General features: G+C 60.4%; 22 protein-coding genes and 1 tRNA gene. 4 read left to right on the top strand and 19 right to left on the bottom strand.

All coding sequences use genetic code 11. The features are described 5' to 3' along the window. Positions 1-20: 20 nt before the first annotated feature. The 3 genes from RMO95_RS16960 to RMO95_RS16950 all read right to left on the bottom strand — a co-directional run bounded on the left by RMO95_RS16960 (position 21) and on the right by RMO95_RS16950 (position 2,430). Positions 21-386 (bottom strand): MarR family EPS-associated transcriptional regulator, encoded by a 366-nt coding sequence (locus RMO95_RS16960; RefSeq protein ID WP_310451832.1) that lies wholly within the window; start codon positions 384-386, stop codon positions 21-23. A gap of 439 nt (positions 387-825) precedes the next feature. After that, positions 826-969: a hypothetical protein gene (locus RMO95_RS16955; RefSeq protein ID WP_310451831.1), complete on the bottom strand. Its 144-nt coding sequence runs from the start codon at positions 967-969 to the stop codon at positions 826-828. A 243-nt stretch (positions 970-1,212) separates the two neighbouring features. Next, positions 1,213-2,430 carry a glycosyltransferase gene (locus RMO95_RS16950; protein WP_310451830.1) on the bottom strand — a complete coding sequence of 406 codons (1,218 nt, stop codon included), beginning with the start codon at positions 2,428-2,430 and terminating at the stop codon, positions 1,213-1,215. Between the two features lie 504 nt (positions 2,431-2,934). Between RMO95_RS16950 and RMO95_RS16945 the strand changes: the two genes are divergently transcribed. The 3 genes from RMO95_RS16945 to RMO95_RS16935 all read left to right on the top strand — a co-directional run bounded on the left by RMO95_RS16945 (position 2,935) and on the right by RMO95_RS16935 (position 6,745). Then, a complete protein-coding gene (locus RMO95_RS16945) occupies positions 2,935-4,566 on the top strand; it encodes a hypothetical protein (RefSeq protein ID WP_310451829.1) in 1,632 nt (543 codons plus the stop codon). Positions 4,567-4,670: 104 nt separating this feature from the next. Beyond that, entirely contained in the window at positions 4,671-5,339 is a 669-nt protein-coding gene (locus RMO95_RS16940; protein WP_310451828.1) for a hypothetical protein, read from the top strand. 95 nt (positions 5,340-5,434) lie between these two features. Continuing rightward, complete coding sequence (locus tag RMO95_RS16935; protein ID WP_310451827.1) at positions 5,435-6,745, top strand: O-antigen ligase family protein; 1,311 nt, start codon at positions 5,435-5,437, stop codon at positions 6,743-6,745. Positions 6,746-6,808: 63 nt separating this feature from the next. Here the strand turns inward: RMO95_RS16935 and RMO95_RS16930 are convergent, their stop codons facing one another. From RMO95_RS16930 to RMO95_RS16880, 11 genes are all read right to left on the bottom strand, one after another. After that, positions 6,809-7,240 (bottom strand): hypothetical protein, encoded by a 432-nt coding sequence (locus tag RMO95_RS16930; RefSeq protein ID WP_310451826.1) that lies wholly within the window; start codon positions 7,238-7,240, stop codon positions 6,809-6,811. Between the two features lie 206 nt (positions 7,241-7,446). Then, positions 7,447-8,172 (bottom strand): tyrosine-protein phosphatase, encoded by a 726-nt coding sequence (locus RMO95_RS16925; RefSeq protein WP_310451825.1) that lies wholly within the window; start codon positions 8,170-8,172, stop codon positions 7,447-7,449. Then, positions 8,169-10,439, bottom strand: coding sequence for a polysaccharide biosynthesis tyrosine autokinase (locus RMO95_RS16920; RefSeq protein ID WP_310451824.1), 2,271 nt, complete (start codon positions 10,437-10,439; stop codon positions 8,169-8,171). The genes RMO95_RS16925 and RMO95_RS16920 overlap by 4 nt, the downstream gene beginning before the upstream one ends. A gap of 2 nt (positions 10,440-10,441) precedes the next feature. Then, the gene (locus tag RMO95_RS16915; protein WP_310451823.1) at positions 10,442-10,999 is read right to left on the bottom strand and encodes a polysaccharide biosynthesis/export family protein; all 558 of its coding nucleotides are present in this window, start codon (positions 10,997-10,999) and stop codon (positions 10,442-10,444) included. Between the two features lie 104 nt (positions 11,000-11,103). Next, positions 11,104-12,357 carry an outer membrane beta-barrel protein gene (locus tag RMO95_RS16910; protein WP_310451822.1) on the bottom strand — a complete coding sequence of 418 codons (1,254 nt, stop codon included), beginning with the start codon at positions 12,355-12,357 and terminating at the stop codon, positions 11,104-11,106. 47 nt (positions 12,358-12,404) lie between these two features. Then, a complete protein-coding gene (locus RMO95_RS16905) occupies positions 12,405-12,719 on the bottom strand; it encodes a hypothetical protein (RefSeq protein WP_310451821.1) in 315 nt (104 codons plus the stop codon). Positions 12,720-12,841: 122 nt separating this feature from the next. Beyond that, entirely contained in the window at positions 12,842-13,993 is a 1,152-nt protein-coding gene (locus tag RMO95_RS16900) for a tetratricopeptide repeat protein (RefSeq protein WP_310451820.1), read from the bottom strand. Between the two features lie 44 nt (positions 13,994-14,037). Next, positions 14,038-15,165, bottom strand: coding sequence for a transglycosylase SLT domain-containing protein (locus tag RMO95_RS16895; protein ID WP_310451819.1), 1,128 nt, complete (start codon positions 15,163-15,165; stop codon positions 14,038-14,040). 39 nt (positions 15,166-15,204) lie between these two features. Next, positions 15,205-16,410, bottom strand: coding sequence for a tetratricopeptide repeat protein (locus RMO95_RS16890; RefSeq protein WP_310451818.1), 1,206 nt, complete (start codon positions 16,408-16,410; stop codon positions 15,205-15,207). After that, complete coding sequence (locus tag RMO95_RS16885) at positions 16,407-17,510, bottom strand: MraY family glycosyltransferase (RefSeq protein WP_310451817.1); 1,104 nt, start codon at positions 17,508-17,510, stop codon at positions 16,407-16,409. The genes RMO95_RS16890 and RMO95_RS16885 overlap by 4 nt, the downstream gene beginning before the upstream one ends. Positions 17,511-17,695: 185 nt before the next feature. Next, positions 17,696-17,772, bottom strand: a tRNA-Pro gene (locus tag RMO95_RS16880). A gap of 132 nt (positions 17,773-17,904) precedes the next feature. Between RMO95_RS16880 and dksA the strand changes: the two genes are divergently transcribed. After that, positions 17,905-18,333 (top strand): RNA polymerase-binding protein DksA, encoded by a 429-nt coding sequence (gene dksA / locus RMO95_RS16875; RefSeq protein ID WP_310451816.1) that lies wholly within the window; start codon positions 17,905-17,907, stop codon positions 18,331-18,333. A 94-nt stretch (positions 18,334-18,427) separates the two neighbouring features. Here dksA and pnp read toward each other — a convergent pair whose 3' ends face one another. The 5 genes from pnp to infB all read right to left on the bottom strand — a co-directional run bounded on the left by pnp (position 18,428) and on the right by infB (position 25,098). Next, a complete protein-coding gene (pnp, locus tag RMO95_RS16870) occupies positions 18,428-20,539 on the bottom strand; it encodes a polyribonucleotide nucleotidyltransferase (protein WP_310451845.1) in 2,112 nt (703 codons plus the stop codon). 139 nt (positions 20,540-20,678) lie between these two features. After that, positions 20,679-20,948: a 30S ribosomal protein S15 gene (gene rpsO / locus RMO95_RS16865; RefSeq protein WP_310451815.1), complete on the bottom strand. Its 270-nt coding sequence runs from the start codon at positions 20,946-20,948 to the stop codon at positions 20,679-20,681. A gap of 101 nt (positions 20,949-21,049) precedes the next feature. After that, positions 21,050-21,970: a tRNA pseudouridine(55) synthase TruB gene (gene truB / locus RMO95_RS16860; RefSeq protein WP_310451814.1), complete on the bottom strand. Its 921-nt coding sequence runs from the start codon at positions 21,968-21,970 to the stop codon at positions 21,050-21,052. Between the two features lie 5 nt (positions 21,971-21,975). After that, positions 21,976-22,389: a 30S ribosome-binding factor RbfA gene (gene rbfA, locus RMO95_RS16855; RefSeq protein ID WP_310451813.1), complete on the bottom strand. Its 414-nt coding sequence runs from the start codon at positions 22,387-22,389 to the stop codon at positions 21,976-21,978. Between the two features lie 6 nt (positions 22,390-22,395). Continuing rightward, positions 22,396-25,098, bottom strand: coding sequence for a translation initiation factor IF-2 (gene infB, locus RMO95_RS16850; RefSeq protein WP_310451812.1), 2,703 nt, complete (start codon positions 25,096-25,098; stop codon positions 22,396-22,398). Positions 25,099-25,105: the final 7 nt, after the last annotated feature.

Here is a 25,105-nt window from a genome sequence, read left to right as displayed (position 1 = left end):
TTTGCGGTTGGGCGATGCTGTCATGCTTTCTGTTTGGACGCGAAAGCGGCGTCACCCGGCATTTCCGCTTGTGCTTGCCGCAGCGCCGATATTTCGGCCTTCAGGGCTTCGTACTCGGCTTCTTTCCGGGCCAGGTAATCGCGGGTGAGCAGCGCACGGTTCTTGACGCCCTCAGGCGTCAGGAGATACGCGACCTTGTAAAGCTTGCCCCCTGTCCGGCCAAAATTGCCGATCTTGAGCAAACCCTTTTCGACCAAGGCGGCGATCAGGTAGTGAACCTTGCCATTGCTTATCCCCAACTGATGGGCAAGATCCCGCTGGGAGATTTCCGGGTTTAGCTCGATCGCGCGAAGAATCTGGAAATGGACTTGTTCTTTGGGGGTCATCGGGAATGAATGGATAGCCACTGACGCATGCTCAATTTTGAGCGCCAATCACTATAACGGCGGGGGGGGGATATGGCAATCGGTTTTTCAAGAGTTGGCGCTGGCGGCACGGCGATGGGGACTGGCGATTGGAACGGCAGGCGGCAGCGACGGGCCGCTTTCAGGGGCCAGCTCTTCTAACCCCATGTAGGGCCGACTTCAGTCGGCCACCCCCCCACGCATCGCCGAGGCCGACTGAAGTCGGCCCTACATGGCTCTACAGGGGGCTGCATTTCTATCCAAACCCTGCTCGACGTCACCGCCGCCAACATGGCCGAGCTTGGCACCCGCAGCGGCTTCGAGTTCCTGCGGAAGCCGGCCGGCTTTGCCATCGGCGAGAGCCTGCTGCCCTTCGATTCGGCCCAAAGCGCACTGTGGGCCTTGGCGGCCAGGCGTAATCTCAAAGCTCATTCCAGCAATCCTCTTCCGGATTGTTGAGAACATTCTTCGCGAAACCGGATTCGTCCATCAGCTTGGCCTGGGCGAGGCTTTCTTCGGGGATCTCGGATTGATCATTCGCTGCGGACATGATGATCACTTCCACCCGGTCGGAAATTTCCGGCGGCTTCGAGCACTTCGAGGGAGGACATTTGTCGCTCATGCATCACCCGATGGTCGCTTTTCAATCTCGCTCAATACCGCAAACACATCGATCGCTTCATGGGCTTGCGCCATTTCGGCTCCGCCTACATGCAGATGATGAGCCTGCAACGCACCCGAAAATAGCCGACATCGCCAACCGTCTCTTCCTGCTGATAGTGGAAAGAAACCACGAACGACGACAGAATCAGTCGCGCACGCAGGGAGTCAAGGCGCTCCCTGACCGGATCAGACACCGGCCCGTTCCAGCTCGCCGAGTTTGCGTTCGGCTTCGGCCTTCAGCGCGGCGATGGCGTCCCAATCGAACCACTGGTCGGCATCGCCAAGTTCGCCAGCCTCGAAGCGTTTCAGGAAGGCATCCGTGCTCATGCCGTGATGACGTTCCTTTCCTCAAGCGTGTTGCGGTATCCGGATAGCTTCTGCCGGTATTGATCGGCCACCGCACCCAATACCTTGTCCAGGTCAGATAGGCATGCACCGTGGATACCTGCAGCAGGTGCAGATAATCGGCATAAGGCAGCCGGCCGAGAAAGTGCACGCGATTCTTGTCCACGTACTCGCCGATTTCATCGGTCATGGTCTTGCGCCAGGTCCTGCCGTCTGCCGGCTTGCTGCCGTAGCTGACCTGGTCGCCACCGACGATCATCACCCGCGCCTGCGGCCGCCGCTTGAGCAGTGAAGGCAGCGAGCGCATGAAGATGTGAAACCCGCGGTAGGGCTCGAGGTTGCGCGCGACATAGGTCACGACTTCATCTTCTGCGCCGAGGGTGATGCCGGCCTGCCTCAGACCAATCCGCGCAGACGGGTTGGGCGCCACGCGACCGGTATCGATGCCGTCATGCACGACCCGCAGGCGATCCTGAACCAGATCGGGAAAGCGGCTTTTCTGCCATTGCGTCGGCGCAATCAGCAGGTCGGCTTGCTCCATGCTCATCCACTGCGTGGTGTTCTTGATGCGGAGGCGAAACGGATCATCCGCCTGCGGCGGAAACTCGGGATCGAAGCCGACGTCGGCACCGGTCGCATGGTAGTAATACTCGGCATGGAGCACGAGCCGGGCATCCGGAAACACTTCGCGCAGGAACAGGGACTCGCCCCAGCCCGGATGGGCGACGATGAGATCGGGCAGGAACCCGCCGGCCTTGAGTTGCGACGCAATGCGCGCGCACTGCAGGCCGCGATGCATGGCGGCCTCGTAGCCCTGCAGGTAGCGATGGGTTGCGCCGGCCGCGGACGGCGGCGCCGGGTAAGGACGAAGCTCGATTTGCGGATGCAAGCCGGTGGCCCGCTGCAGATTGCCGGCGTCGCCGATGGCGACAACTTTGTGCGCCGGATCCGCAGCGAAATGGGCGGCAATGTGACGGAATTGCGCCGGGAAATTCTGGTGCAGGAAAAGAAGGTTCATCGCAGCAAATCGGCTGACGGGTTGATCACCCCTACGGATTCTGAGAGCCGGTGTCGAGGGCGAGCTATATGGAGGCGGCATTGTAGCGCATGGGACTCGGCATTCTCCCGACGGGGAGTTGGCGCTGGCGGTACGGTGGTTATCGCCAGCAAGCTGGCTCCTACAATGATGAGTCGCCTTGCGTAGGAGCGAGCTTGCTCGCGATTCAACAGTCATTTCGCCAACAAGCTGGCTCCTACGTGGGGAAGATGCGCCAGTGGCTGCAGGATCAGCCCTTCGGCTCTCTCCGCCGGGTTGGTTTCCGGGACAAGCGGAGGCGGGCGAAATGACAACAAATTGCCGCGTGGCGGAACTTTGTCACGAATTCATTCCCCAAAGACCCCATTTTTTTGGTAAAAAGCTAACTACGTACGCAATCGCGTGGGTTCGTTGGTCAACTACTCTACTTGACACCGGCGACCCGGATTCCGAAATACTTCGTGGGTGAATTTTATGGATACCATCATGGACTGTCTGAAATCCGGTTACCGGTCATTTGTTTTTGCCTTGCTGGCCCTGTTTGCACTGGCCGGTGCGTCTTCGGCCTGGGCCCAGGCGGGCTACGTGCACGAGATGTCGGGCAAGGTCACCGCGACCAAACAGGGTGGCGCCGCGACTCCGGTCCGTGCCGGCGACGTCTTTCAGCCTGGCACCACCTTCGATACCGGCAAGGACGGCAAGGTGATCCTGAAGTTCGAGGACGGCCAACTGGCCGCCCTGCAGCCGAATTCGGCGTTCCGCGTCGATCAGTACAACTACAACCCGAAGAGCGTGGATACCAGTTCGGCGGCATTCAGCTTCCTCAAGGGCGGCCTGCGTTTCGTCTCCGGCCTGATCGGCGCCAACAACCCCAGGGGCATGCGGCTGGCGGCGGGCACGGCGACCATCGGCATCCGCGGTACCGACATCACGGTGCTGGTGCAGAACAACCAGGTGCAGGCAGCCTCGGTGGTGCTGGGCGCGCTGACCATCGCCAGCAGCCTCGGCACGGTAGAGGTCAACCAGGGCCAGTTCGGCACCTCGACATCGCTTTCCACCAGCCCGATCGCCAATGCGCCGGCGGCGGTAGTAGCCTTCCTCAACGCAGCGGCGCAACTCAACCTGCCGAACAACTTTCCGGTGGTGACGGCGGCGGCGGGGGCGGCGTCGAAGGCGGTTGCCGATGCCAAGATCGCGGCTGACAAGGCGGCGACAGCGGCGGCGGCGGCGAAAGCGACGGCGGCCAGCGCGACTGCCACAGCGGCGCAAAAGGCGCAGGCATCGGCCGATGCGGCGAAGGCGGCGGCGGCGGCGGCGAACGAACAGGCGGCGGCGACCAAGGCGCAGGAGACTGCCCTGCAGGCGACACAGCGGGCCGTTGCAACATTGACGGCACTCGGGACTTCACGTGCCCTGAAGGGCGCCGTATTGCCCGCTACGCCGGCGGCGACGGCGGACTTGGCAGCACTTACTGAAGCGGCCAAGGACTTGCAGGCGACAGCTTTAGTTCAAACCGTCAATACTCTTACAAATATTGCGCAGATGGTGAGGGCCTCTCTCGCTGCGACCACGGCGACTGTCGCTGCCGCCAATGCGGCCGCGACCAGTGCGAATAGCGCGGCCGCTCAGTCGCAGACAGCCGCGACACAGGCCGCCAACGCGACCAACCCGCAAGCCGCGGCAGTCGCGGCGGCGGCGGCGCAGGCGGCGGCGAATGCCGCGAGCGCGCAGGCGATCGCGGCGGCGGCACAAACGGCGGTGACCATCGTCGCGACCAGCACGACGGGCACCAGTTCCAGCAACCTTAGCGTGGCAGCGGCGGCGGCGGCGAATGCGGCGACTGCGGCGAACACGGCCACCACGGCGGCTACCACGGCCACCACGGCAGCCACCACTGCGACAGCGACCGGAGCCACGGCAGAGCAGATCGCCGCGGCGACGACCACCGTCAATACCGCTCTGACGACGACGACGACGGCGACGGCCGATGCCGGCACTGCTGCGGTTGCGGTTGTGAGCACGACGACGACGACGACCGCCACCACGACTACCACGACGACCGTGGAGCCGATCCCCCCGCCGCCGACCACGACGACTTGCACATCCAGCCCTTGCTGACGGAGTAGTGCGGAAAAAAACCCGGCGGCAAGGCGCCGGGTTTTTTTCGTCCACAGGAATCGTCCGATGATTGAACAAGATACGTCCCACGACGGGGCGGCGGCATGATGCGCAAGTTGTCTATCCTGGCGATTGCAGTCCTTTGCGGGCTTTCCTTCCTTGCTGCCAGGCAGGTACTGTCGGACTTTTACACTCACACATCCGCTCTGGAAATCGAGGCATGGTCGCGCCCAGGGTTCAGGCGGGAGGCAGATGCACTGCCGCAGGTTATTGCGCGGCTGGGGCGAGCCCTGGCAATCGCGCCGGACAATGCGTGGGCCCTCGAATTCATGGGCGCGATGCAATTCGAAACGGTTCGCGGCGCCACCGATCCAGAGGCAGCAGTGGCGGCGGCGCGCGCGAGCCGAGACAGTTTCCGCAGATCCCTGTGGCAGCGGCCGACGGCCTCGCAGACCTGGGGCAACTTGGCCCTGGCGAAGCAATCCATGGGCGAGATCGATGGCGAGTTCTTTGCTGCCTTGGAACAGTCAGTACGCTACGGTCCATGGGAGCCCCGGGTGCTCTTCTTGGGCCTGCAGACGGGCTTGAGCGCCTGGGATCGGGCGAGCCCGGCGCAACGCGAACTGATTCTTGGAATGCGTGACCGGGCCGTGCAGCGAAATGCTGCTTTGGTCAATCGCATCGCCCGGGACTATAACCGCCCCGATCTGGCCTGCGATCCAAAGGCGCCGAAATCGGCCGATGGCAAGCCTTGTCCGCGTCCATCTTCATGAGCAGGTCCCATCAGCGACGCGCGCCCATCGTCGCATTTGTCGCCTACCTGCTGTTGATCCTGTGGCTGCCGCTGCCATTCGGCAGCAATCGGCCGGTGGCCTGGGGCATCGCCGAATTGTGGGTGTTTGTACTTTCCATCATTTGGCTCGGTCAATATTTCCGTGGCAGGGTCGATCCGGGCCCGGTATTGAGGGGAGCGTGGCCGGTCCTGCTGTGCCTCGCGCTTTGGCTGGCCTACGTCTGGCTGCAACGGCTGCCGCTGCCGATTGCCTGGCTGGCGGCGATCTCGCCGGAAACGGCGCGTGCCCATGCCCTTGCCGCGCACCCGGAGACGCCAGCCCTCGCCCCCCTGATGCTGGACCTGCACGGCGGGCTGCACGCGGCGCTCAAGAGTACCGCCTATGTGCTGTTTTTCTTCCTGACGCTGGCTCTGCTGGAAACCCGGCAGCGCATCCGGATTGCCGCCTATACCCTGGTGATTTCCGGCCTCATGCAGGCGGTTTATGGGGGCGTCGCCGCACTGGAAATGCCGGGAGAGTCGGCACACGGCACATTCGTGAACCGCAACCACTTCGCCGGCTATCTCGAGATGTGCCTTGCCGTCGGCCTGGGTATGCTGATTGCAAACCTCACCGGGAGGAAGGCGCACAACCTGCGGCAGTTCCTGCGCGATGCGGCGGAACTGATCCTCGGTCCGCGCATGCGTCTGCGCCTCGCCTTGGTGTGCATGGTGATCGGCCTGGTGTTGTCGCGATCGCGCATGGGCAACACCGCGTTCTTCTCCAGCCTGTTGGTGGCCGGAGTGATCGGCCTGGCATTTTCACGCCGCGCGACCCGCTCGATGGTGATCCTGATCACGAGCCTGATCGTGATCGACGTCGTGATCGTCGGTTCCTATTTCGGCGCCAGCCAGGTCGTGGAGCGGATAGAAAAAACCACGCTCGCTACCGAGGACCGCCCCGACGTCGCCGCCCGTACGCTGGAGATGTGGCAGGCGTTTCCGGTGTTCGGCTCCGGCCTTGGGTCCTACCACGTGGTGTATCCCCGCTTTACCGGCCCGGAAGTGCCGATCTCTCCGACTCATGCACACAATGACTACCTGCAGTTCCTCGCCGAAACCGGGGGCGTGGGCATTCTGTTGCTGGGGTCGGTGGTCGGGCTTTCGCTGTTCGCCGCGCTGCGTGCCCAGTACCTGCGCGGAGATCCGCTGGCCCGCGGTCTGGCGTTCGGCGCCGTGATGGGCATATCGACCATAATGATTCACAGCAGCACCGACTTCAACCTGCAGATACCCTCGAATGCCATGACCTTCATGTTCGTCCTGGCACTGGGCTGGATCGCGCTGAATTTCGAGCGCCGGGAACACTCTTCAAGCCGAGACCGGCGAAACGATGACGCGGGATAGGCGTCCGGTACTTGCGACGACCGAGATATCCGGCTGACGCCGAAGGCGGCTGATGGCCGGTGCTCAGTCCACGGTCAGTCCGCGGTTGCAGATCAGGTCGGTTCGCGTGCTCGGAACAAACTTCCACTGCCCGGTGTCGGCCGACCATGCTTCCCGTAGCGCCGGCCGGTTGCCTCCCGAGGCACTCGTGATCGCGACCGTGCCGTCGAAGTTCTCGTCTTCGCCTCGGCATCCCATCAGGCGCTCGTCTGGCCCGAGTTCGGGACAGAAATGATTGCGGGTAACCGGACTATTCCCTTCCGGCAGGTCACGAATCTGATTCAGGGTAACTACGGTCTTGCCGGAGCAGTTCCAGATCTCGATCGTGCCCGGGGAAAAGGGCATATTGCCGATCACGAAACCATGCGCCAGCGAACAGCCGTCCGGATTGGGCAGCGCACAGGTCGGCGGCGACGCCACGACGATCAGTACCAACGCGAAGATCACGATAAACATGGGCGAATTCTACAACGTGGGGTTCGATAGTCCTTCAGGCACGAACAGGCGGAGACCAACGGGGACGTGCGCCTAGTACGCGGACATGTTGAAACCGATGGATGTATAGGAGCGAGCTTGCTCGCGATAAGCCGTTATCGCGAGCAAGCTCGCTCCTACAGGGAATGCGCCCTTTCCTTGTTGACTGACTACTGGATTCGCCTTGCTCAATCCGCCTTCAGGCCAGTGATCCTGGCGGGGCGGTGGCGCACCAGGTTCCATGACTCGTCTTCACCGACGATGGCCGCCGCCGCGATACGGCCTGGTTCCAGCTCCGGCGGGCGCGCTTCGAGGTTGTGGGCATCGGATGCCAGCACGGTTACCCAGCCCTTGCCCAGCAGATCCACGGCCCGGGCGCGAGCGCCCTCGCCGAAGGCGCCGGCGACGGCGCCGGCGGTGAGCTGCAGCAGGCAACCGAGGCGGATAAAGGGCAGTAGCTTGTCGATGCTGCGCATGATGTCCTTGTTGCGTTCTGGATGGGCGATCATCGGGCGGATGCCTTGCTTTAGCAACCATTCGACCAGCTTGTCGGCACCCACCGGTACATGACTGTGCGGAAACTCGAGCAGCATGACGCGTTCGCCCTGCCACTCGCCGAGGAAAGGAACATGGCCGTCAGCGACCCAGGACAAAATCTCGTGGTCGAGGCGAACCTCGGCGGCGCAGAGGATTTGCAGCGCGATGCCTTCGGCATCGAGGGTGCGCTGAAACTGTTGCGCCGCGCTGCGAATATTCGACGCCTGGTTCTCGTAACGTCCGGAATGCATGTGCGGCGTTACAACCGAAACGCGAATTCCCGAGGCTACCGCGTGACGGGCAAGCTGTAAGGAGGAAGCCAGGTCCTCGGGGCCATCGTCAATGCCGGGAAGAATATGACAATGGAGGTCGATCACGCCCGCTTGGAAGAATACCCGCTGCTGTAGCTATATTTCTTGCCATAGCCGTAGGCACTGTATTTTCCGTACCCGTAATAACGATCGGCCTTTTCCCGGTCAATCTGGTTGATGATGACGCCCAGAATGTGCGCCTTGGCTTCGCGCAGGCGTTCCAGGCCGCCCAGCGCCACCTGGTAGGGCGTGGCATCGGCTTTTACGACAAAAATCACCGAATGGGCAAACTGCGACAGGATCAGCGGGTCGCTGACCAACTGCAACGGCGGGCTATCGATGATGACGACATCGAAGCTCTCCTCGAGCCATTTCATCGCTTCGGCAAAGCGTATCGAGGACAGCAGTTCCAGAGGATTCGGCGGCACGACGCCGCTGGGGATGATATGAATGCCCAGTTCCTTGTTGAAGTGCAGGCATTCCGAGGTTGGGTCGGAACCCGAGACAAGGTTGGACAGACCCTTGCTGGTGGTATCGACGCCCAGCACCTTGGCCACCGTGGGACGCCGCATGTCGGCATCGATCAGGCAGACCTTGCGTACCTGCCCCAGGGCCAGCGCGATGTTGGTAGCCACGGAGGTCTTGCCCTCACCCGGAACCGAGGACGTAACCAGCAATACCTTGTGCGCCGCATCGATCGACGACAACATCACACCGGTTCGAATCGAGCGTATCTCTTCGGAAAACCCGGGATCCTTGTCCTTGATGAAGGCGATCTGCAGATCCCCTGACTCAATCTTGCCCTTGATTCGCGGCAATTGCCCCAGCATCGACTGGCGCAATTTGGTGTCCACATCCTCGGCATTCTTGATGGTGTTGTCGAGGTATTCCAGCAGCAATGCGAGCATGATGCCAAGGATGAGCCCGACCACGGCAGCAATACCGATGATCCTGAACTTCTTCGGGCTGTAGGCACCTCCGCTAACAACGGCAGGATCCACGACACGGGCGATTGGTGACTGCAGGTCGCCCGCGACGTTGGTTTCTTTCATGCGGGTGGTGAACATCTCGTACAGGTTCTTGTTCGACGCAACTTCCCGTTCGAGGACTCCGAGTTCGTATTCCTTGCGGTTCATGCCGAGAATATCGCCCTTGCTTTGCGCCAGGGCGCGCTCAACGGCATTCTCTTGGGCGCGAGCCAACTCATATTCCTTGGTGATGCTGGTGACAATCGTGTCAATCTGGCGCCGGGTGTTTTCGCGAGCGGCGCGGAGTTCCGCGTCTGCGGTCTGACGCCGCGGATGCTCCGGCCCGTATTTTTTCGCGGCATCGGCCAGCCGGCTTTCTGCTGCCGACTCGGCACCCTTGAGCGAAATGTAGATGGTATTTTTCTGAATCGCCGGAATGGACTCGAGGTCGACTTTCGACTTCTGGCCACTTTGAACCTGCTGATACGCCGCCTCGGCCTCTGCCCTCTTGTGTCGTGCCGAAACCAGACCTTCGGACAACTGCTCCAGCTGCTTCGATGCGCCACTTTGTGCTACGCCCTTGGCATCGATGATCCGCTCACGCTCGCGGAACTGTTGCAATGCCCGTTCCGATTCTTCCAGTTTCTTGCGCAATCCGGTGAGCCGCTCGGTCAGCCAGGAACCGGCCTTCTGCGTCATTGCCAGCCGGGCGTCCATGTCGGCTTCGATAAAGCCGTCGGCCACCCAATTGGCGGCGTTGGCGGCAAATTCCTTGTCGGGATGCTCGTAGCTGATCTTTATCAGTTGGCTATTACGCACCAGTTCAATGGTCAGTTGCCTCTTGAATTTCGCAATGACAGCGGCCTGGAGTTTGGCCGGACTGTTCTTATCCGCCCCGTCGTCGGCCAGCCACGAAGCCGGGATCAGTTTCTTCAGGGAAAGGCCGCTCTCCTCCTGCTTGCGTGGATCCATCGCCGGATGATCGACCAGCTTCATCTTAACCACGATGCGGCGGGCCAATTCTTCGGACTTGAGTATCTCCGCCTGGGTCTGGTAGTACTCGCGATTGCTGCTCATCGAACTGTAGACTTCTTCGATGCTGACCACCTTGCTCTTGTTGGACTCCAACATCAACGTCGCGGTAGAGCGATAGGTGGGCTGGATCACGAATACGATCAGGGTAGTCAGTAACGCGATCGCGGACGCCAAGCCCAAAGCGCTCCATTTATGCTTTGAAATACTGCGGCGCCAGAACCGCAACTGTTCGGCAAGGCGATCCGCATCATGCTCGGGCCGATCAACCGGCACATAGACCGCCTGCACCGGAGCAGCGACTTGAACAACAGGGGCAGCAGGATGGTTCATGATTAGAAAAAGCTCTCTTCAACGGTGATGATGTCTCCCGGGCTGACGAGAGTGGACTGATCGACCTTGACCGGTGTTTGCGTCTTGTCATTCTCGCGAATGACGTAGATTTTCTCTTTCGAGGCGCGCTCCTTGAAGCCGCCGGCCAGGGACACCGCCTTGCGGATGGTCAAGCCCGGCTGGAAGGGATAGGCGCCGGATTTTTCGACCTGGCCGTTGACAAAGAAGGGACGATATTCTTCGATCGTGACCGAAACCACTGGATTGAGCAGATACTTGCCGCGCAAACCGTCGGCGATCAGGCTTTCCAGTTCAACAACACGTTTTCCCAGCACCTTGATCTCGCCGATGATGGGAAACGATATGGTGCCGGCGTCGCTAAGCCTGATCTTCTCCCGCTTCAAGTCATCCTCACCGAGGACACGAATGCTGACCACATCTCCGGAACCCAGGCGATAGGTCGACAACAGTTTATCGACTGTCGTGGAATCCTGCGCGGGGGATGCGAACGACAAAGCCCAAAGGCCTGCGAAGAGCAGGCATTTGTAAAGTCCGCTCATTGAAAAATCGCCTCTCAAGGAAATAACCGATACAAAAAAACAGGGGGGGAAATTCCCCCCCTGCATTCTATCAAATGACTTCAGGAACAGCCAGCGCGCCGGCCTCAGATCGCCGCGTTGAGGAAGATGCTGTAGATGTTGCGCTTGTACTCGGAAGTCGCGTTGTTGGATGTCTTGTCGGTACGATCATAGCCCGCGCCAACCTTGACGTTGCGCGTCCATTGATAGTTGAGCTTCAGGCCGAGCGCATCGGTCGTATCCTTTTGCGGCGTACCAACCGTACCTGCGTTGTATTGGTACTCGGTCTTGGTATTGCTGTAGGACACCACACTTGACAAACGACTGCTCCAGAGGTGGTTCCATGTTGCGCCATAGCGGGTATCGACCGACGCATTGCCGATGGTCGATTCACTGGGCAACTTGCCGGTGAAGAAATCAAAGTTGGAATAGGTCAGTGGGCTCCATTTCACCTGGCCCTCCCAACCGGCCTTCGAGAAATCCGTCAAGGAGGAATCCGAAAAATCCTTCTTGATGGCACCTACCTTGAAAATGCCAGTGGTCTTGGCCGCCGCTTCCCAGGTTACCCCCACCAAATACTTGCGGTCCGTGCTGTCGAGCGTCGTCCACCCGGCAAAGGATGCCGGCTTGTAGTCGTACTTGGTCTGCACCACCTGAAACAGCAACTGGGTTTTTGGCATGATGCGCCAGAAAAAGGTTGCCCCCAGCTTTGCATCATCGCGGTCACGTTTGGCGTTGTCCGGGTTGCCGAACGCGTCATTCTCGAAATTGTCGTAGCGTTTGTTGATCAAGCCGGCCTCAACCTCGACGCGGCCCTGCGCGCCTTCAGCACCGTAACCCGCCAAGGCGTTGAATGAGGACTGATGAAACTCGTCCGGCAATGGATGTCCGACTGCAGGCACCGAACCGCGATCCTCATGGCCTTTCAGGTACTCGGCCGACAGTCTCAGACCTGAACGGCCGGTAAACTTCCAGGTTGCGGTGGCGCCGAGCGTATGGTCGGTATAGTTGTCGCCAGACGAAAAACTGTGGCGTCCGTGCTCGACCTTGTACGTGGCATCGAAGGTGTGCGGCCCGGTCTTGGCCTCAAGCTTGACCTTCGGCGCGAGAATCGTGATGTTCGACGTATTCCGCGGCCTGAGCGCAGTTCCTGGTTGCGAATAGACGTTGTCGTTCGACTTGAAAGTCAAATCCACTTCCGGATACACCTTTACCGGTCCCCAAGGGATTCCGGTGGGCTTGTCGCTGTCCTGCGCGAGTGCGCCAAGGGAAACCCCAAACAGGGATGCCAATGCAACGCTGATCAGACGGGTCTCAAGTCGAGTATTTCTATTCATCATTCATCATCCCGGTGGGTGAATATGGGTATTACGATAATCGTGCAATCTTAACTGCAGCTGACAGAGCAAACCGCCCGCGTTGTCGGCGTGGACAAGGGAGGCGGTGTCAGGACAAAGCTCGGTGCTGGCGCTGTAGCAGCGGCATTCTGGACAGCAACAGTCACTGCTGCCGCTACCTGCGGCACTGCAGTCGTCGCTGCGGCTGCGATGGACACAATGGCCGCAACATCGCCACCGGCGGCTTGCTGCGCAGCAATTTCGGGGCGAATCTGCGCCGATGCCATACCCGCGACAAATGCCGCCTGCGCCGAAAAGGCAAGCATATAAATTATTGATGTAACAATGAGTTGTCTAAACTTCATGACGTAACTCCTTAAGATTCCCGCAACTTTTGCCCAAGCATACGCGACACAGCCCGATTGTCAATCGCGAAGCACACCTAAAGATCAGTGTGTTGTAGGACAAAAACCACAACGGCACCGCCCTATTGCCAGAATCCCTTCAAGCCCAAATCAGCGGTTTTCAGCGTACTGTTCAACAGACTGGCAACCAACTCTGATGCCTTTTCGTGCCCTTCCTCTGCAGCCCGGGTATACCATTCAAGGGCGCCCCCGGTATCCCGCGGTCCGCCGAGTCCTTGATTTTGCATTTGCGCCAAATTATACATGGCATTCGCATCTCCACGTTCAGCGGCCCGTCGGAAAATGCTTCGCGCCCGATCAAGCTGTTGCAAGCCGCCTTCGCTATCCCGATACAATTCTCCGAGGCGGTTGGCTGCGGCTTTGTGGCCCGCTTCATCAGCCTTGGCTAACCATGCAGCGGCTTCTTTCCGGTCGAGCTCGGCAGCCGATTTTGCCAGCAAGGTGCCCAGCGCAAACTGAGCTTCACGGTGTCCAGCTATAGCCGCAACCCTAAACGAGCTACGGGCCTTGTCGAGACCTTTTTGTCCGGCGTCCTCGCTCAGTCTTCCAAGCATGTAGTGTGCGACGGGATCCTGTTTTTCTGCGGCACGCTCCAGCCATTCGCCGGCGACCTTGCTGTCCCTGGCGACACCGCGTCCCGCAAGCAGATGCGTGGCTACTGCCAGTTGTGCGCCCACATGCCCCTGATTTGCGGCCTTCCTGAACCATGTATAGGCTTGGGCGTCGTCACGCGACTCGCCACTGCGCTGCGCCAGAATCCAGCCAAGATAATACTGGCCATTGGGGTCGGCCAATTGGGCGGCCTTTTGCAACAATTGCAACGCCGCATCGTGTGCTGCCGGTTCCTGCAGTAACAATCGACCGAGTGCAGCCGTGGCATCCGCCTGGCCCTGTTCGGCGGCAAGGCGATACCAGTGTTTGGCCGCCTCGATGCTTTTCTCCGTGCCGTACCCACCTTCGTGCAACCAGCCCAATACTGCAGCAGCGCGCGGGTGCCCAGCTTCGGCCGCAGACCGCAGCATGGGCAAGGCGCGCTCGGGATGGCCCAGTTTTGCATAGGTCGATCCGACTTGCCACTGCGACTCAGTCTCGCCTTGGCGAGCCTTTCTCACCTGATCGATGAAGTTCGCGCGGTCTTCAGTTTGCTCGTAAGTCAGGGCAACCGCGATCCGCCCCTCCGCCGAGGCCGGCATGGCAACCGACCCAAGAAGCATGGGCAACGCCAGCCACCCACAGACAACTCGTCTGCAACACCCGCTCATAGGGGCCTTCCCTCGGGCAGTTGGAAGCCAACCAGGGATTTCTCGACACCCTTGCGTTCATTCCGCTTGCGCGTATCCCGAGCCCGCACTGGATATTTGGCCATGTTCTGCTCAAATGCATCTATACGGTCGGCTGGCAGCAGGAGGGCCGGTTTTCCCTTGCCAGAAATGAATGAGGAGTTGTGTGACGGATTCAGCGCCAGCACTTCCCCGGTCGACAGCCCCGCCAGGCGCGCCACGGACTGGAGATCGAGTGCCACCGGGACATCGACCTTTGCGAAATAGGGTGTATTCGGGATGTCTGCCAATTCCACGCCGTGCAGTTCCGGACTTTGCACAATATTTCTGATTGCCATGAGCTTCGGCAGGTAATACCGGGTTTCCTCCGGCAAGGTAAGGTTTTCGTAATCGGCAGGGAGTCCTTTCGCCTGGTTTCGCTGAACAGCCCGCAGGACAGCCTCCTCGCCCCAGTTATACGCAGCGAGCGCCAGTTGCCAGTCCTTGAAGATGCCATGGAGAAACTCGAGGTAATCCAGCGCCGCCTCAGTCGAAGCGACGATATCGCGCCGGGCATCATAGTGCTCGGTGAGTTTCAGACGATATCGCTGGGCTGTACCGGGAATGAACTGCCACAATCCGGCCGCTTGAGCGGACGATAGCGCTCCCGGCTCAAACCCGCTTTCAACGACGGGCAGCAACGCCAACTCCATTGGCATACCACGTTTTTCGACCGCCTCGACAATATGATAAAGATATCGTCGCGCCTTCTGACTGATGGCTGCCACGAGTTCTTTTCGCTGCCCATACCAGAGTTCCCGATCGGCAACCAGCGGACCTCTGAGAGGTGGCAGCTCGAAGCCATTGCGAATGCGATCCCACACGTTGCGGACTGGAGCTCGCTGCTTGGCGGAGAATTCTTCCTCATCGATATCGAGCAGGTAGGCACGACGGCTATCGACTATCGGGCCCAGATTTACTTCGGGCTTGAGCCTGGGCCCCATCGCTTCGAGCACAGCGGGGTGATAGATAAAGCGCTGCCCAAGCAAGGCGCTGTCGGCCTCAGCCCAAGCCGTGCCCGTCAAGACAATGATGGAAGTTACCAGCGCGAGGAATGATCGGATCATGCTACCGCCTGCTGGAGAAGGACGGTGATTATACGCCGCTCAGTCCTTCGTGGAAGCGCCTCCCGGTTTGGTCGCGGGTGCCTGCACGGGAGACTCGACTGTAGCTGGCACATTCTGCCGATCGAGCCATTCGAGGATCAATCTTGCCTGCGGAACGCCATTTTTTTCGGCTTGCACCAGAAAGGCGCGCGCTTTAGCCGGATCCTTCTTCCCGCTGACACCAATGGCCCACAGCCTTCCCGCGTTGAACTGTGCAGAGCCGAGTCCTCTGTCTGCTGCAAGCTCGTACAAGCGAAGGGCTTCGTCGAGATTCCGGTCGACGCCGCGGCCCATTTCATTGATCTCGCCCAGGTTGTTCTGCGCATCGACGTCGCCTCGTTCGGCAGCCAATTTATATAGCCGGACAGCTCGGGACACATCCACCGGCCCTCCCTGTCCGCTTGTCAGCAAGTAGGCCAACAGGGTCTGTGCACGCGGCCGGCCCAAGCTCGCAGATTGGCTCAAATAATCTCTGGCGCAGGCATAGTCCTTCTCCTGTGCGCCGAATTCCCCAAGACAACGGCGCCCCATCCATTCCAGCGCAGCTGCATGTCCCCGCTGGGCCGCACGCTCCATATTCTCCCACGCCTTTTCGGGCAAGGCTTCCATCAGGCATTGCGCAGCATGCCAGCCTGCAGACGGAAGCTTTTCAGCGGCGGCGACGAACTCGCCACAGGCTTTATTCACATCCTTTTGCAGAAAAATACCGTGCGCAAGCAAGAATCCGGTGGCCTGGCTGGCCTTCAGATCGCCTTTCTGTGACATCTTCTGTACTCGCCAGCCAGTGTCATGGAGATCCTTGCCGAGCATTTGCGACAGACGCCCGACCTTTTCTGTGTCGCCGACTGCTTCGGCGCTCAGCAACATATCGATGAGCACCACGGCAGCCCGGGCCAGACGGTCTCGTGCCTTGCCATCTCGAGGGTTGGCCGTCAGTAACTGTCGTGCAGTAACCACCTCTGCCTCGAGACTCCGTTCATCCGCAGGTTCAGCCCTGTTGGGAAGCGCGGCGCCTGTGGCGGGTTTGGGGATCGTGGATTTGGCCTTGGACCGAATCTTGGATTTCGCCTTGGCCTTGGCGCTTGCCTTTGCTTTGGCGCCGGTCTTGGCTCCGGCCCTGTCCTTTGACTCCTCAGCCGCTTGCGCTGGCGCAAGCGCCAGCCAAAACATCAGAAAAATACAGATTAGCTTCGGAGCAGCCTTCATGCCAGGCCGGAGCCAGACCGCGCAGAAAGGGGCGGAATCAGGCGCCTGACAATCCCCAGCAGGGCCTTCGGATTCTTCAACCCTGCAACATAGGCGCTCCAGAGCCCTAGAAATGCAATGAACATCACGACCTCAGGGACGCCATGGCGTTCGGCCACTATGCCGGTCACGCCATATATCAACGAAAAGCCGACCATGATCGCGACCACTTGATTCACGGAGTAACCGGCCTTAAGCAAGATATGGTGCATGTGCTGCTGATCTGCATGGAATGGACTTTTCCGTTGGGACAGGCGCAGCAACATTACGCTGCCCATATCGAGCAAAGGTACAGCCAGAATCCATACCGCCGTGATCGGGTTAATCTCTGATGTCGGCGAGCCGGCAAGTTTCACGGAATACCAGGCGAGCAGCATGCCAATCACCATGCCGCCGGTATCTCCCATGAAGACCAACGCCTTGGGTCGCCCACGCAGCCTGAAATTGAGCGACAGGAAGCCAATGATCGCCCCGGCGAACAGCAGCAGTTCAAACAGCAGACCCGGTGTATTACCGGATATCGCCAGAAACGCCAGAAGCATGACCGGAACCAGGGAGAGGCTTCCGGCAAGACCGTCGAGGCCATCGATCATGTTGATCGCATTCATGACGCCGACGAAAGCAATCACCGTCACCATCAGCGACCACTTGCCAAGATCGATGGCACCGAGGCCCATCAGGTCGCCCAGATGCGTAACCCAGACCGACGTGCCGGAAACTATGATGACAGCGCCAAGAGCTTGCGCTACAAACTTCGCGCGATGGCTCAGTTCCCGGGCGTCGTCCGCAACGCCGATGCCCGTGATCAGCAGCAATGCAATCAGCAGACTCCAACTCTCGAAGGGAACATGGCCGACGGCGACCTGCAAAACAAGCAGCGTCAACAACATGGCCAGTCCGCCGACCAGCGGGGTTGGATGGTCATGCACCTTGCGATGCCCCGGATGATCGATCAGACCCCAGCGCGAAGCCGGAACCATCAGTGCGCGGGACAGACCCGCCACGACGGTCGGTGCCAGCACCACGGCAAACCACTGTCCCTCGGCCAGAAAATCAAACATGCCACCCCTTTATCAAACCTGATGATCGCCGACCGGGAAGTGCATCGAGACAAGTCATCCTGGAGCCAGCTACCTGCCCGTAACCCATTTTGGCTATTCTAGCTCCTGACTCGGCAATCTCATTGCCACAAAAAGGGGCCGAAAAAAAGGGTTTCGGTCTTTCGACGGAAACCCTTGGGTATGAGTGGTCGGGGTGGAGGGATTCGAACTCTCGACATCTTGCTCCCAAAGCAAGCGCGCTACCGGGCTGCGCCACACCCCGAACGGCGCAATTTTACCGAAGCCGCTCCATGACGGTCAATCGAATACCGCGATGGGGGCACAAATACCCGACTTGCGATGATTCCCCGTTTCGTTTATAAAGCCGGTTCTCCGAAAATACGGACACTCTGCAATGGCTGAAGATCTGCTGCACAAGAAACAATTCCCGCCCTACACCCCGAAGAAGGGTGAGGACTACATGAGCGCAAAGCAGCTTGCTCATTTTCGGGCCATCCTGGCTTCCCTCAAGGACGAATTGAGCGAAGATATCGAGCGCACCGTGCATACCATGCAGGACGAGGCGACCGTGTTTGCCGACCCGAATGACCGCGCCAGCCAGGAGTCCGACATCGCGCTCGAGCTGCGTAACCGCGATCGCGAGCGCAAACTGATCAAAAAGATCGACGAGTCGATTGCCCGCATCGAAAGCGGCGAATATGGCTATTGTGATTCCTGCGGCGTCGAGATCGGTCTCAAGCGTCTGGAAGCACGCCCCACCGCCACGCTCTGCATCGACTGCAAGACGCTCGAAGAGCACCGCGAAAAGCAGGTCGGTAAGTAATCCGGCCAAGCCCGCCAATCACGCCCGCAGACGCAATGCCCGCCAACAAAAAAGGACGCCGAGGCGTCCTTTTTTGTTGCATGCAATCCGAGTCTTACTCGCTGGCAGCAGGCGCCGTTGTTTCTGCGGCAATGGCCTTCATCGATAGGCGGACACGGCCCTTGTCGTCGGTCTCGATGACCTTGACCTTCACCACCTGGCCTTCCTTGAGGTAATCGGCGACGGCATTCACCCGCTCGCTGGCGATCTGCGAAATATGCAGCAGGCCATCCTTGCCCGGCAGCAGGCTGACGATGGCGCCGAAATCCAGCAGACGCAGCACGGTGCCTTCATAGATACGGCCGACTTCAACCTCGGCAGTGATATCTTCGATGCGCTTCTTGGCCACCTGCGCGGCGTCGGCGTTCACCGACGAAATGGTGATCGAGCCATCGTCCTCGATATCGATGACGCAGCCGGTTTCCTCGGTCAGCGCACGGATTACGGCGCCACCCTTGCCGATCACGTCACGAATCTTTTCCGGGTTGATCTTGATGTGAATCATGCGCGGCGCGAAGGTGGAAACCTCCTCACGATGACCGGACATCGAGCCCTGCATCTTTTCCAGGATCAGCAAACGCGCTTCCTTGGCCTGGGCCAGCGCGACCTGCATGATTTCCTTGGTGATGCCCTGGATCTTGATGTCCATCTGCAGCGCGGTAATACCGCCTTCGGTACCGGCCACCTTGAAGTCCATGTCGCCCAGATGATCCTCGTCGCCGAGGATGTCGGTCAGCACGGCAAAGCGGGGACCGTCCTTGATCAGGCCCATGGCAATACCCGCCACATGCGCCTTGAGCGGCACGCCGGCATCCATCAGGGCCAGGGAACCGCCACAGACGGAAGCCATCGACGACGAGCCGTTGGACTCGGTGATTTCGGAGACGACGCGCATCGAATAACCAAATTCGTCCGGCGACGGCAGCACGGCAAGCAGCGCGCGCTTGGCCAGACGACCGTGGCCGATTTCGCGGCGCTTCGGCGTACCGACGCGACCGGTTTCACCGGTGGCATAGGGAGGCATGTTGTAGTGAAGCATGAAGCGATCGCGATACTCGCCCTGCAGTGCGTCGATGATCTGCTCGTCGCGGCCGGTACCCAGCGTGGCGATGACCAGTGCCTGCGTCTCGCCGCGGGTGAACAGCGCCGAACCGTGGGTGCGCGGCAGCACGCCGTTGCGGATGACGATCGGGCGCACGGTGCGCGTATCGCGGCCGTCGATGCGAGGCTCGCCGTTGAGAATCTGGCTGCGGACGATTTTTGCCTCCAGATCGAACACGGTGTTACCGACCAAGTTCGAATCGGGCGGGTTGTCGACACCTTCGGTCAGGGCGGCAATGGTCTGCTTGGTGATTTCACGGGTCTTCTGCGTGCGATCCTGCTTGCTGGTGATGCGATAGGCCTCGCGCAATTGGGCTTCGGCCAACTCGGCGACGCGCGCAATCAGCGGCTCATTCTTTGCCGGCGGCTGCCAATCCCATTCCGGCTTGCCGGCGACCTCGACCAGTTCGTTGATGGCCTTGATCGCAGCCTGCATCTGCTCGTGACCAAACACCACGGCGCCCAGCATGATCTCTTCGGAAAGCTGCTTGGCCTCGGATTCGACCATCAACACGGCGGCCTCGGTACCGGCGACCACCAGATCCAGCTGCGTGTTTTCCAATTGGGTCTTGGTCGGGCAGAGGACGTACTTGCCATCGATGTAACCAACTCGGGCGGCGCCGATCGGGCCACTGAACGGGATGCCGGAAATTGCCATGGCGGCCGACGCGCCAAGCATTGCCGGAATGTCCGGATCGATCTCGGGGTTGCACGACATCACGGTACACACAACCTGCACTTCGTTGTAGAACGCGTCGGGAAACAGCGGACGCAAGGGGCGATCGATGAGGCGGCAGGTCAGGATTTCTTTTTCCGACGGACGTCCCTCGCGCTTGAAGAAACCTCCGGGGATGCGGCCGGCAGCGTAGGTCCGCTCCTGGTAATCGACGGTCAGGGGGAAGAAATCCTGTCCGGGCTTGGCGTTTCGTGCGCCGACTACCGTCGCCAAAACAACGGTGTCATTCATGGTGACCATGACCGCGCCGCCAGCCTGGCGGGCGATTTCGGCGGTTTCCAGGGTTACGGTGTGTTCACCGTAAGCAAAACTCTTCTTGATTGGATTCAACACGACAATTCCTTTCGGCAAAAAATAAAAGCCGGCACAGCCTCAACGGCTGCACCGGCCTGATCAGCAAGCCTGCGCAGTAAGGGCGCACAGTGCATCGCGCGTGGCAATGTCCCGGACCGGCGCTTGGGCGAGAAAATTACTTGCGCAGACCAAGGCGCTCGATCAGCGAACGATAGCCGTCTGCGTTCTTGCGCTTGAGGTAATCCAGCAACTTGCGGCGCTGGCTGACCATCATGAGCAGGCCGCGACGTGAGTGATGATCCTTGGTATGTGCCTTGAAATGACCCGTCAGGTCATTGATGCGCGCCGTGAGAAGCGCCACCTGAACTTCGGGAGAGCCGGTGTCACCCTGGGCACGCTGGTAGTCGGTGACGATCTTGGCTTTGTCGGTAGTAGAAATTGCCATTGTGGTTTCCTTGCTGATCCTGTGATGTTGGGCTCTTGGAGAACCGCGAATTATAACGTTCCGAATGTATTCTGATCAAGCTTTAAGCGCTATTTCCTTCCCTAGACACCCGCGACCAGCCGCTGCGGCTGCAGCCAGCCATCGGCGGATTGCCGGCAGATTCCGATAAAGCGGTGTTCCGCGTCATAAACGCGCAATCGGCTGCCCTCCTCGCCCGACCAGCGAACCGCTTGGCCGTACCTCAATCGGGTCGCATCGGCCACATCGAGTTGGGCTTCGGCCAGGCTGGCCAGCAGGGAATCGGGAGGCAATAGCAAAGCATCGCGCGCCTCGGCTGTCAGTGCTTCGAGCATTGGGAGCGAATACGCCTGGGCGACGCCAAGCACGCCGATGCCGGTGCGGCGCAAGGCCCCCAGATGCGCGCCGCAGCCAAGACGATCACCGATGTCGGCAGCCAGGGTTCGCACATAGGTTCCCTTGCTGCAATGAACCTCGAAGACAAAGCGGCCGTTTGCAAAATCACCTTGCCCGGCAAGCAGGCGCAGTTCATGGATGCAGACGCGCCGCGCCGCACGCTCGACTTCGATTCCCGCACGGGCATACTCGTAAAGCGGCTTGCCGTCGCGCTTCAGCGCCGAATACATCGGCGGCACCTGGTCGAGCTCGCCGACAAAGGCCGCCAGTGCTGCCTCCACGTCCGCAAGGCTGCTCGTTACGGGACGACGTTGCAGCACGGTGCCTTCGGCATCTGCCGTGTCGGTGGTAATTCCGAGTTGCACTGTCGCCACATAGCGCTTGTCGGCATTGAGCAGCTCGCCGGAAAATTTTGTCGCTTCCCCGAAACACAGGGGCAGCAGGCCGGTCGCCAAGGGATCGAGCGTTCCTGTATGGCCGGCCTTTTCGGCACGGTAGAGGCGACGTACCGCCTGCAGGGCGTGATTGGACGAAATGCCGAGGGATTTGTCCAGCAGCAGCACTCCGTCAAGTTTGCGGCGCGGAACTTTGCCGGCCTTTGGCTGCACCGCGCTCAATCGTCGTGCAGCTTCTTGTCGGACTCCACCGCCTCGTCTATCAGCTTCGAGAGACGCGAGCCTTCCTGCACCGACGGATCGAAGACGAAATGCAGTTCGGGTATATGATGAATGCGAACCCGGCGGCCCAGCTCGCGGCGCAGGAAGCTGGCCGAGTGCTGCAGGCCCTCGGCGATCATCTCGTTGGCCGATGGATCGGCCAACGATGTGTAGAACACTTTGGCATGCGCATAATCGGCAGTCACCTCGACTGCAGTCAGCGTGACCAGCGTCAGCTTGGGCGCGATGCGCAGATCCTTGAGATGGAAACGCAGCAAATCCGCCAGTTCGCGGCGGATCTGCTCGGCAACGCGGTCAGAGCGCGCATAACCTTGACCTGCGCCTTGACCTGAGCCGCGTCGGGTTGCCATTGCGGATCAGGTCAGGGTGCGGGCGATTTCCTGAACCTCGAACACTTCGAGCTGATCGCCCTCGTTGATGTCATTGAAGTTCTTGAGGCTCAAACCACACTCAAAACCTTCCTTGACTTCGCGGACGTCATCCTTGAAGCGCTTGAGAGAATCCAGTTCGCCCGTGTGCACCACCGTGTTGTTGCGCAGCAGTCGTACCGAGGCGTTGCGTTTGACGATGCCGGACAGCACCATGCAACCGGCGACGGCACCGATGCGGGAAATCCGGAACACTTGACGAATCTCGACCAGGCCGAGAACGACTTCCCGTTTCTCGGGCGCCAGCATGCCGGACAAGGCAGCCTTCACTTCGTCCACGGCGGCATAAATGATGTTGTAGTAGCGGATGTCGACGCCCAGGCTTTCGGCGGCTCTGCGCGCGCCAACGTCGGCACGTGTATTGAAGCCGATGACCACGGCCTTGGACGCCGCCGCCAGGTTGATGTCGGATTCGCTGATGCCGCCGACACCGGCATGTATCACACTGACCTTGACTTCGGCCGTTGACAGTTTGTTCAAGGATTGCACCAGGGCTTCCTGCGAACCCTGTACGTCAGCCTTGATGATCAAGGGCAAGGTTCTGATCTCGCCTTCGGCCATCTGCTCGAACATGTTCTCCAGCTTGGCGGCCTGCTGCTTGGCCAGTTTGACGTCGCGGAACTTGCCCTGGCGGAACAAGGCGATTTCGCGCGCCTTGCGCTCGTCGAGGAGAACCATGCTTTCGTCGCCGGCCGCCGGCACGTCGGTGAGGCCCTGAATCTCGACCGGGATCGAGGGGCCTGCCGCATCGATCGACTTGCCGTTCTCGTCGATCATGGCACGTACGCGTCCAAACACCGCCCCCGCCAGCAGCACATCGCCGCGACGCAGCGTGCCCGACAGCACCAGGATGGTCGCCACCGGGCCTTTGCCCTTGTCCAGGCGCGCTTCGATTACCAAACCCTTGGCCGGTGCTTCCACCGGAGCCGTGAGTTCCAGCACCTCGGCCTGCAGCAGCACCTGTTCCAGCAAGGCATCGATGCCTTCTCCGGTCTTGGCCGAGACACCGACGAAGGGCGAGTCGCCACCGTATTCTTCCGGCACCACGCCTTCGGCCACCAGTTCCTGCTTGACCCGTTCCAGGTTCGCATCGGGCTTGTCGATCTTGGTCACGGCCACAATCAAGGGTACGTTGCCCGCCCTTGCGTGATGAATGGCTTCCTTGGTCTGCGGCATGACGCCGTCGTCGGCAGCGACCACCAGAATGACCAGGTCGGTCGCCTTGGCGCCGCGCGCGCGCATCGCCGTGAAGGCCTCGTGGCCCGGCGTGTCGAGAAAGGTGATCATGCCGCGCGGCGTTTCGACGTGATAGGCGCCGATATGCTGCGTGATGCCGCCCGCCTCGCCATGCGCGACACGGCTCTTGCGGATGTAGTCGAGCAGGGAGGTCTTGCCGTGGTCGACGTGACCCATGACTGTAACCACCGGTGCGCGCGGCAGTTGCTCCACATCCTTGTGCTCGCCTTCGTCGGCGAGGAATGCATCGGGATCGTCGAGTTTTGCGGCAAAGGCCTTGTGCCCCATTTCCTCGACCAGGATCATGGCGGTTTCTTGATCGAGCACTTGGTTGATGGTGACCATGGAGCCCATCTTCATCAGTGTCTTGATGACCTCGGTGGCCTTGACGGTCATCTTGTGCGCGAGATCGGCGACGGAGATCGTTTCCGGGACATGCACGTCGCGCACGATTGCCTCGACCGGCTGCTGCGGCTGCATTTCTTCGGCATGGCCGTGACGGCCATGGCGGCCGCCACCCTTGGAACCGCGCCAACCCGAGGTGCCGGCGTCGCCGCGGGTCTTGATTGCGCGACGCTTGGCTGCGTCATCCTTCCAGGCGTCCTTCTTCGCGGGCTTGGCCTTGCCGTCTTCGGGCTTGGCGGCCGGCTTGTGGATAGTGCCGGACACGCCTGCGGCTGCAGCGGCCTCCTTGGCCTTCTTCGCTTCTGCAGCGGCCAGCAGTGCTGCCTGCTCGGCCAGACGCGCCTCGGCTTCGGCGCGTGCCCGGACTTCGCGTTCGTTCTTTTCCTTGAACTCTGCCGCTTGGATGGCGGATAGCTTGCCCTGGCGCTTCGATTCCGCTTCACGCAAGGCGCGCTGGGCAGGATCGATCACCGACCGGGTCACCGAAGCAGGCTTGACGATCGGTACTTCCGCCACAGCCGCCTCGACGACAGGAGCTTCAGCCACCACGGGAACGGGAACCGGAATTTCGACAACCGGAACGATCTCGACCACCGGCGCTACGGGCTCCGGAGCGGCGACTGCGACAGGCTCCTCCGCCACGGCAACTTCCGCGGGAGCCTCAACCGCGGCCTCTGCCGCCAGTTCGCTGGCATCGCGTTTGACAAATACGCGCTTCTTGCGGACCTCGACTTGAATCGTCCGTGCCTTGCCGGTGGAATCCGAGGCCCGGATCTCGCTGGTCTGCTTGCGAGTCAGGGTGATCTTGGCCTTGGGCGCGGTTTCGCCGTGCGACTTGCGCAAGTAGTCGAGCAGTCGCGTCTTGTCCTGTTCCGACAGGGTGTCATGGGATGCCTGCTTGCTGACGCCGGCCTTGGCCAACTGCTCAAGCAGGGCCGGCGCCGGCATTTTCAGCTCGGTCGCAAATTGGGAAACAGTCATCAAAGCCATGCCCTAC

The sequence above is a fragment of the Sulfuritalea sp. genome, from assembly GCF_031426875.1.
Taxonomy (GTDB): Bacteria; Pseudomonadota; Gammaproteobacteria; order Burkholderiales; family Rhodocyclaceae; genus Sulfuritalea.
The sequence above is the reverse complement of the archived record's forward strand: the minus strand, read 5'-3'. Positions and strand labels throughout refer to the sequence as shown.

What these genes read in the sequence shown, in the direction of transcription:
- RMO95_RS16960 (WP_310451832.1), bottom strand. Translation starts at nt 386, where the DNA reads ATGACCCCCAAAGAACAAGTCCATTTCCAGATTCTTCGCGCGATCGAG.
- RMO95_RS16950 (WP_310451830.1), bottom strand. Translation starts at nt 2,430, where the DNA reads ATGAACCTTCTTTTCCTGCACCAGAATTTCCCGGCGCAATTCCGTCAC.
- RMO95_RS16945 (WP_310451829.1), top strand. Translation starts at nt 2,935, where the DNA reads ATGGACTGTCTGAAATCCGGTTACCGGTCATTTGTTTTTGCCTTGCTG.
- RMO95_RS16940 (WP_310451828.1), top strand. Translation starts at nt 4,671, where the DNA reads ATGATGCGCAAGTTGTCTATCCTGGCGATTGCAGTCCTTTGCGGGCTT.
- RMO95_RS16930 (WP_310451826.1), bottom strand. Translation starts at nt 7,240, where the DNA reads ATGTTTATCGTGATCTTCGCGTTGGTACTGATCGTCGTGGCGTCGCCG.
- RMO95_RS16920 (WP_310451824.1), bottom strand. Translation starts at nt 10,439, where the DNA reads ATGAACCATCCTGCTGCCCCTGTTGTTCAAGTCGCTGCTCCGGTGCAG.
- RMO95_RS16915 (WP_310451823.1), bottom strand. Translation starts at nt 10,999, where the DNA reads ATGAGCGGACTTTACAAATGCCTGCTCTTCGCAGGCCTTTGGGCTTTG.
- RMO95_RS16910 (WP_310451822.1), bottom strand. Translation starts at nt 12,357, where the DNA reads ATGATGAATAGAAATACTCGACTTGAGACCCGTCTGATCAGCGTTGCA.
- RMO95_RS16905 (WP_310451821.1), bottom strand. Translation starts at nt 12,719, where the DNA reads ATGAAGTTTAGACAACTCATTGTTACATCAATAATTTATATGCTTGCC.
- RMO95_RS16900 (WP_310451820.1), bottom strand. Translation starts at nt 13,993, where the DNA reads ATGCTTCTTGGGTCGGTTGCCATGCCGGCCTCGGCGGAGGGGCGGATC.
- RMO95_RS16895 (WP_310451819.1), bottom strand. Translation starts at nt 15,165, where the DNA reads ATGATCCGATCATTCCTCGCGCTGGTAACTTCCATCATTGTCTTGACG.
- RMO95_RS16890 (WP_310451818.1), bottom strand. Translation starts at nt 16,410, where the DNA reads ATGAAGGCTGCTCCGAAGCTAATCTGTATTTTTCTGATGTTTTGGCTG.
- RMO95_RS16885 (WP_310451817.1), bottom strand. Translation starts at nt 17,510, where the DNA reads ATGTTTGATTTTCTGGCCGAGGGACAGTGGTTTGCCGTGGTGCTGGCA.
- dksA (WP_310451816.1), top strand. Translation starts at nt 17,905, where the DNA reads ATGGCTGAAGATCTGCTGCACAAGAAACAATTCCCGCCCTACACCCCG.
- rpsO (WP_310451815.1), bottom strand. Translation starts at nt 20,948, where the DNA reads ATGGCAATTTCTACTACCGACAAAGCCAAGATCGTCACCGACTACCAG.
- rbfA (WP_310451813.1), bottom strand. Translation starts at nt 22,389, where the DNA reads ATGGCAACCCGACGCGGCTCAGGTCAAGGCGCAGGTCAAGGTTATGCG.
- infB (WP_310451812.1), bottom strand. Translation starts at nt 25,098, where the DNA reads ATGGCTTTGATGACTGTTTCCCAATTTGCGACCGAGCTGAAAATGCCG.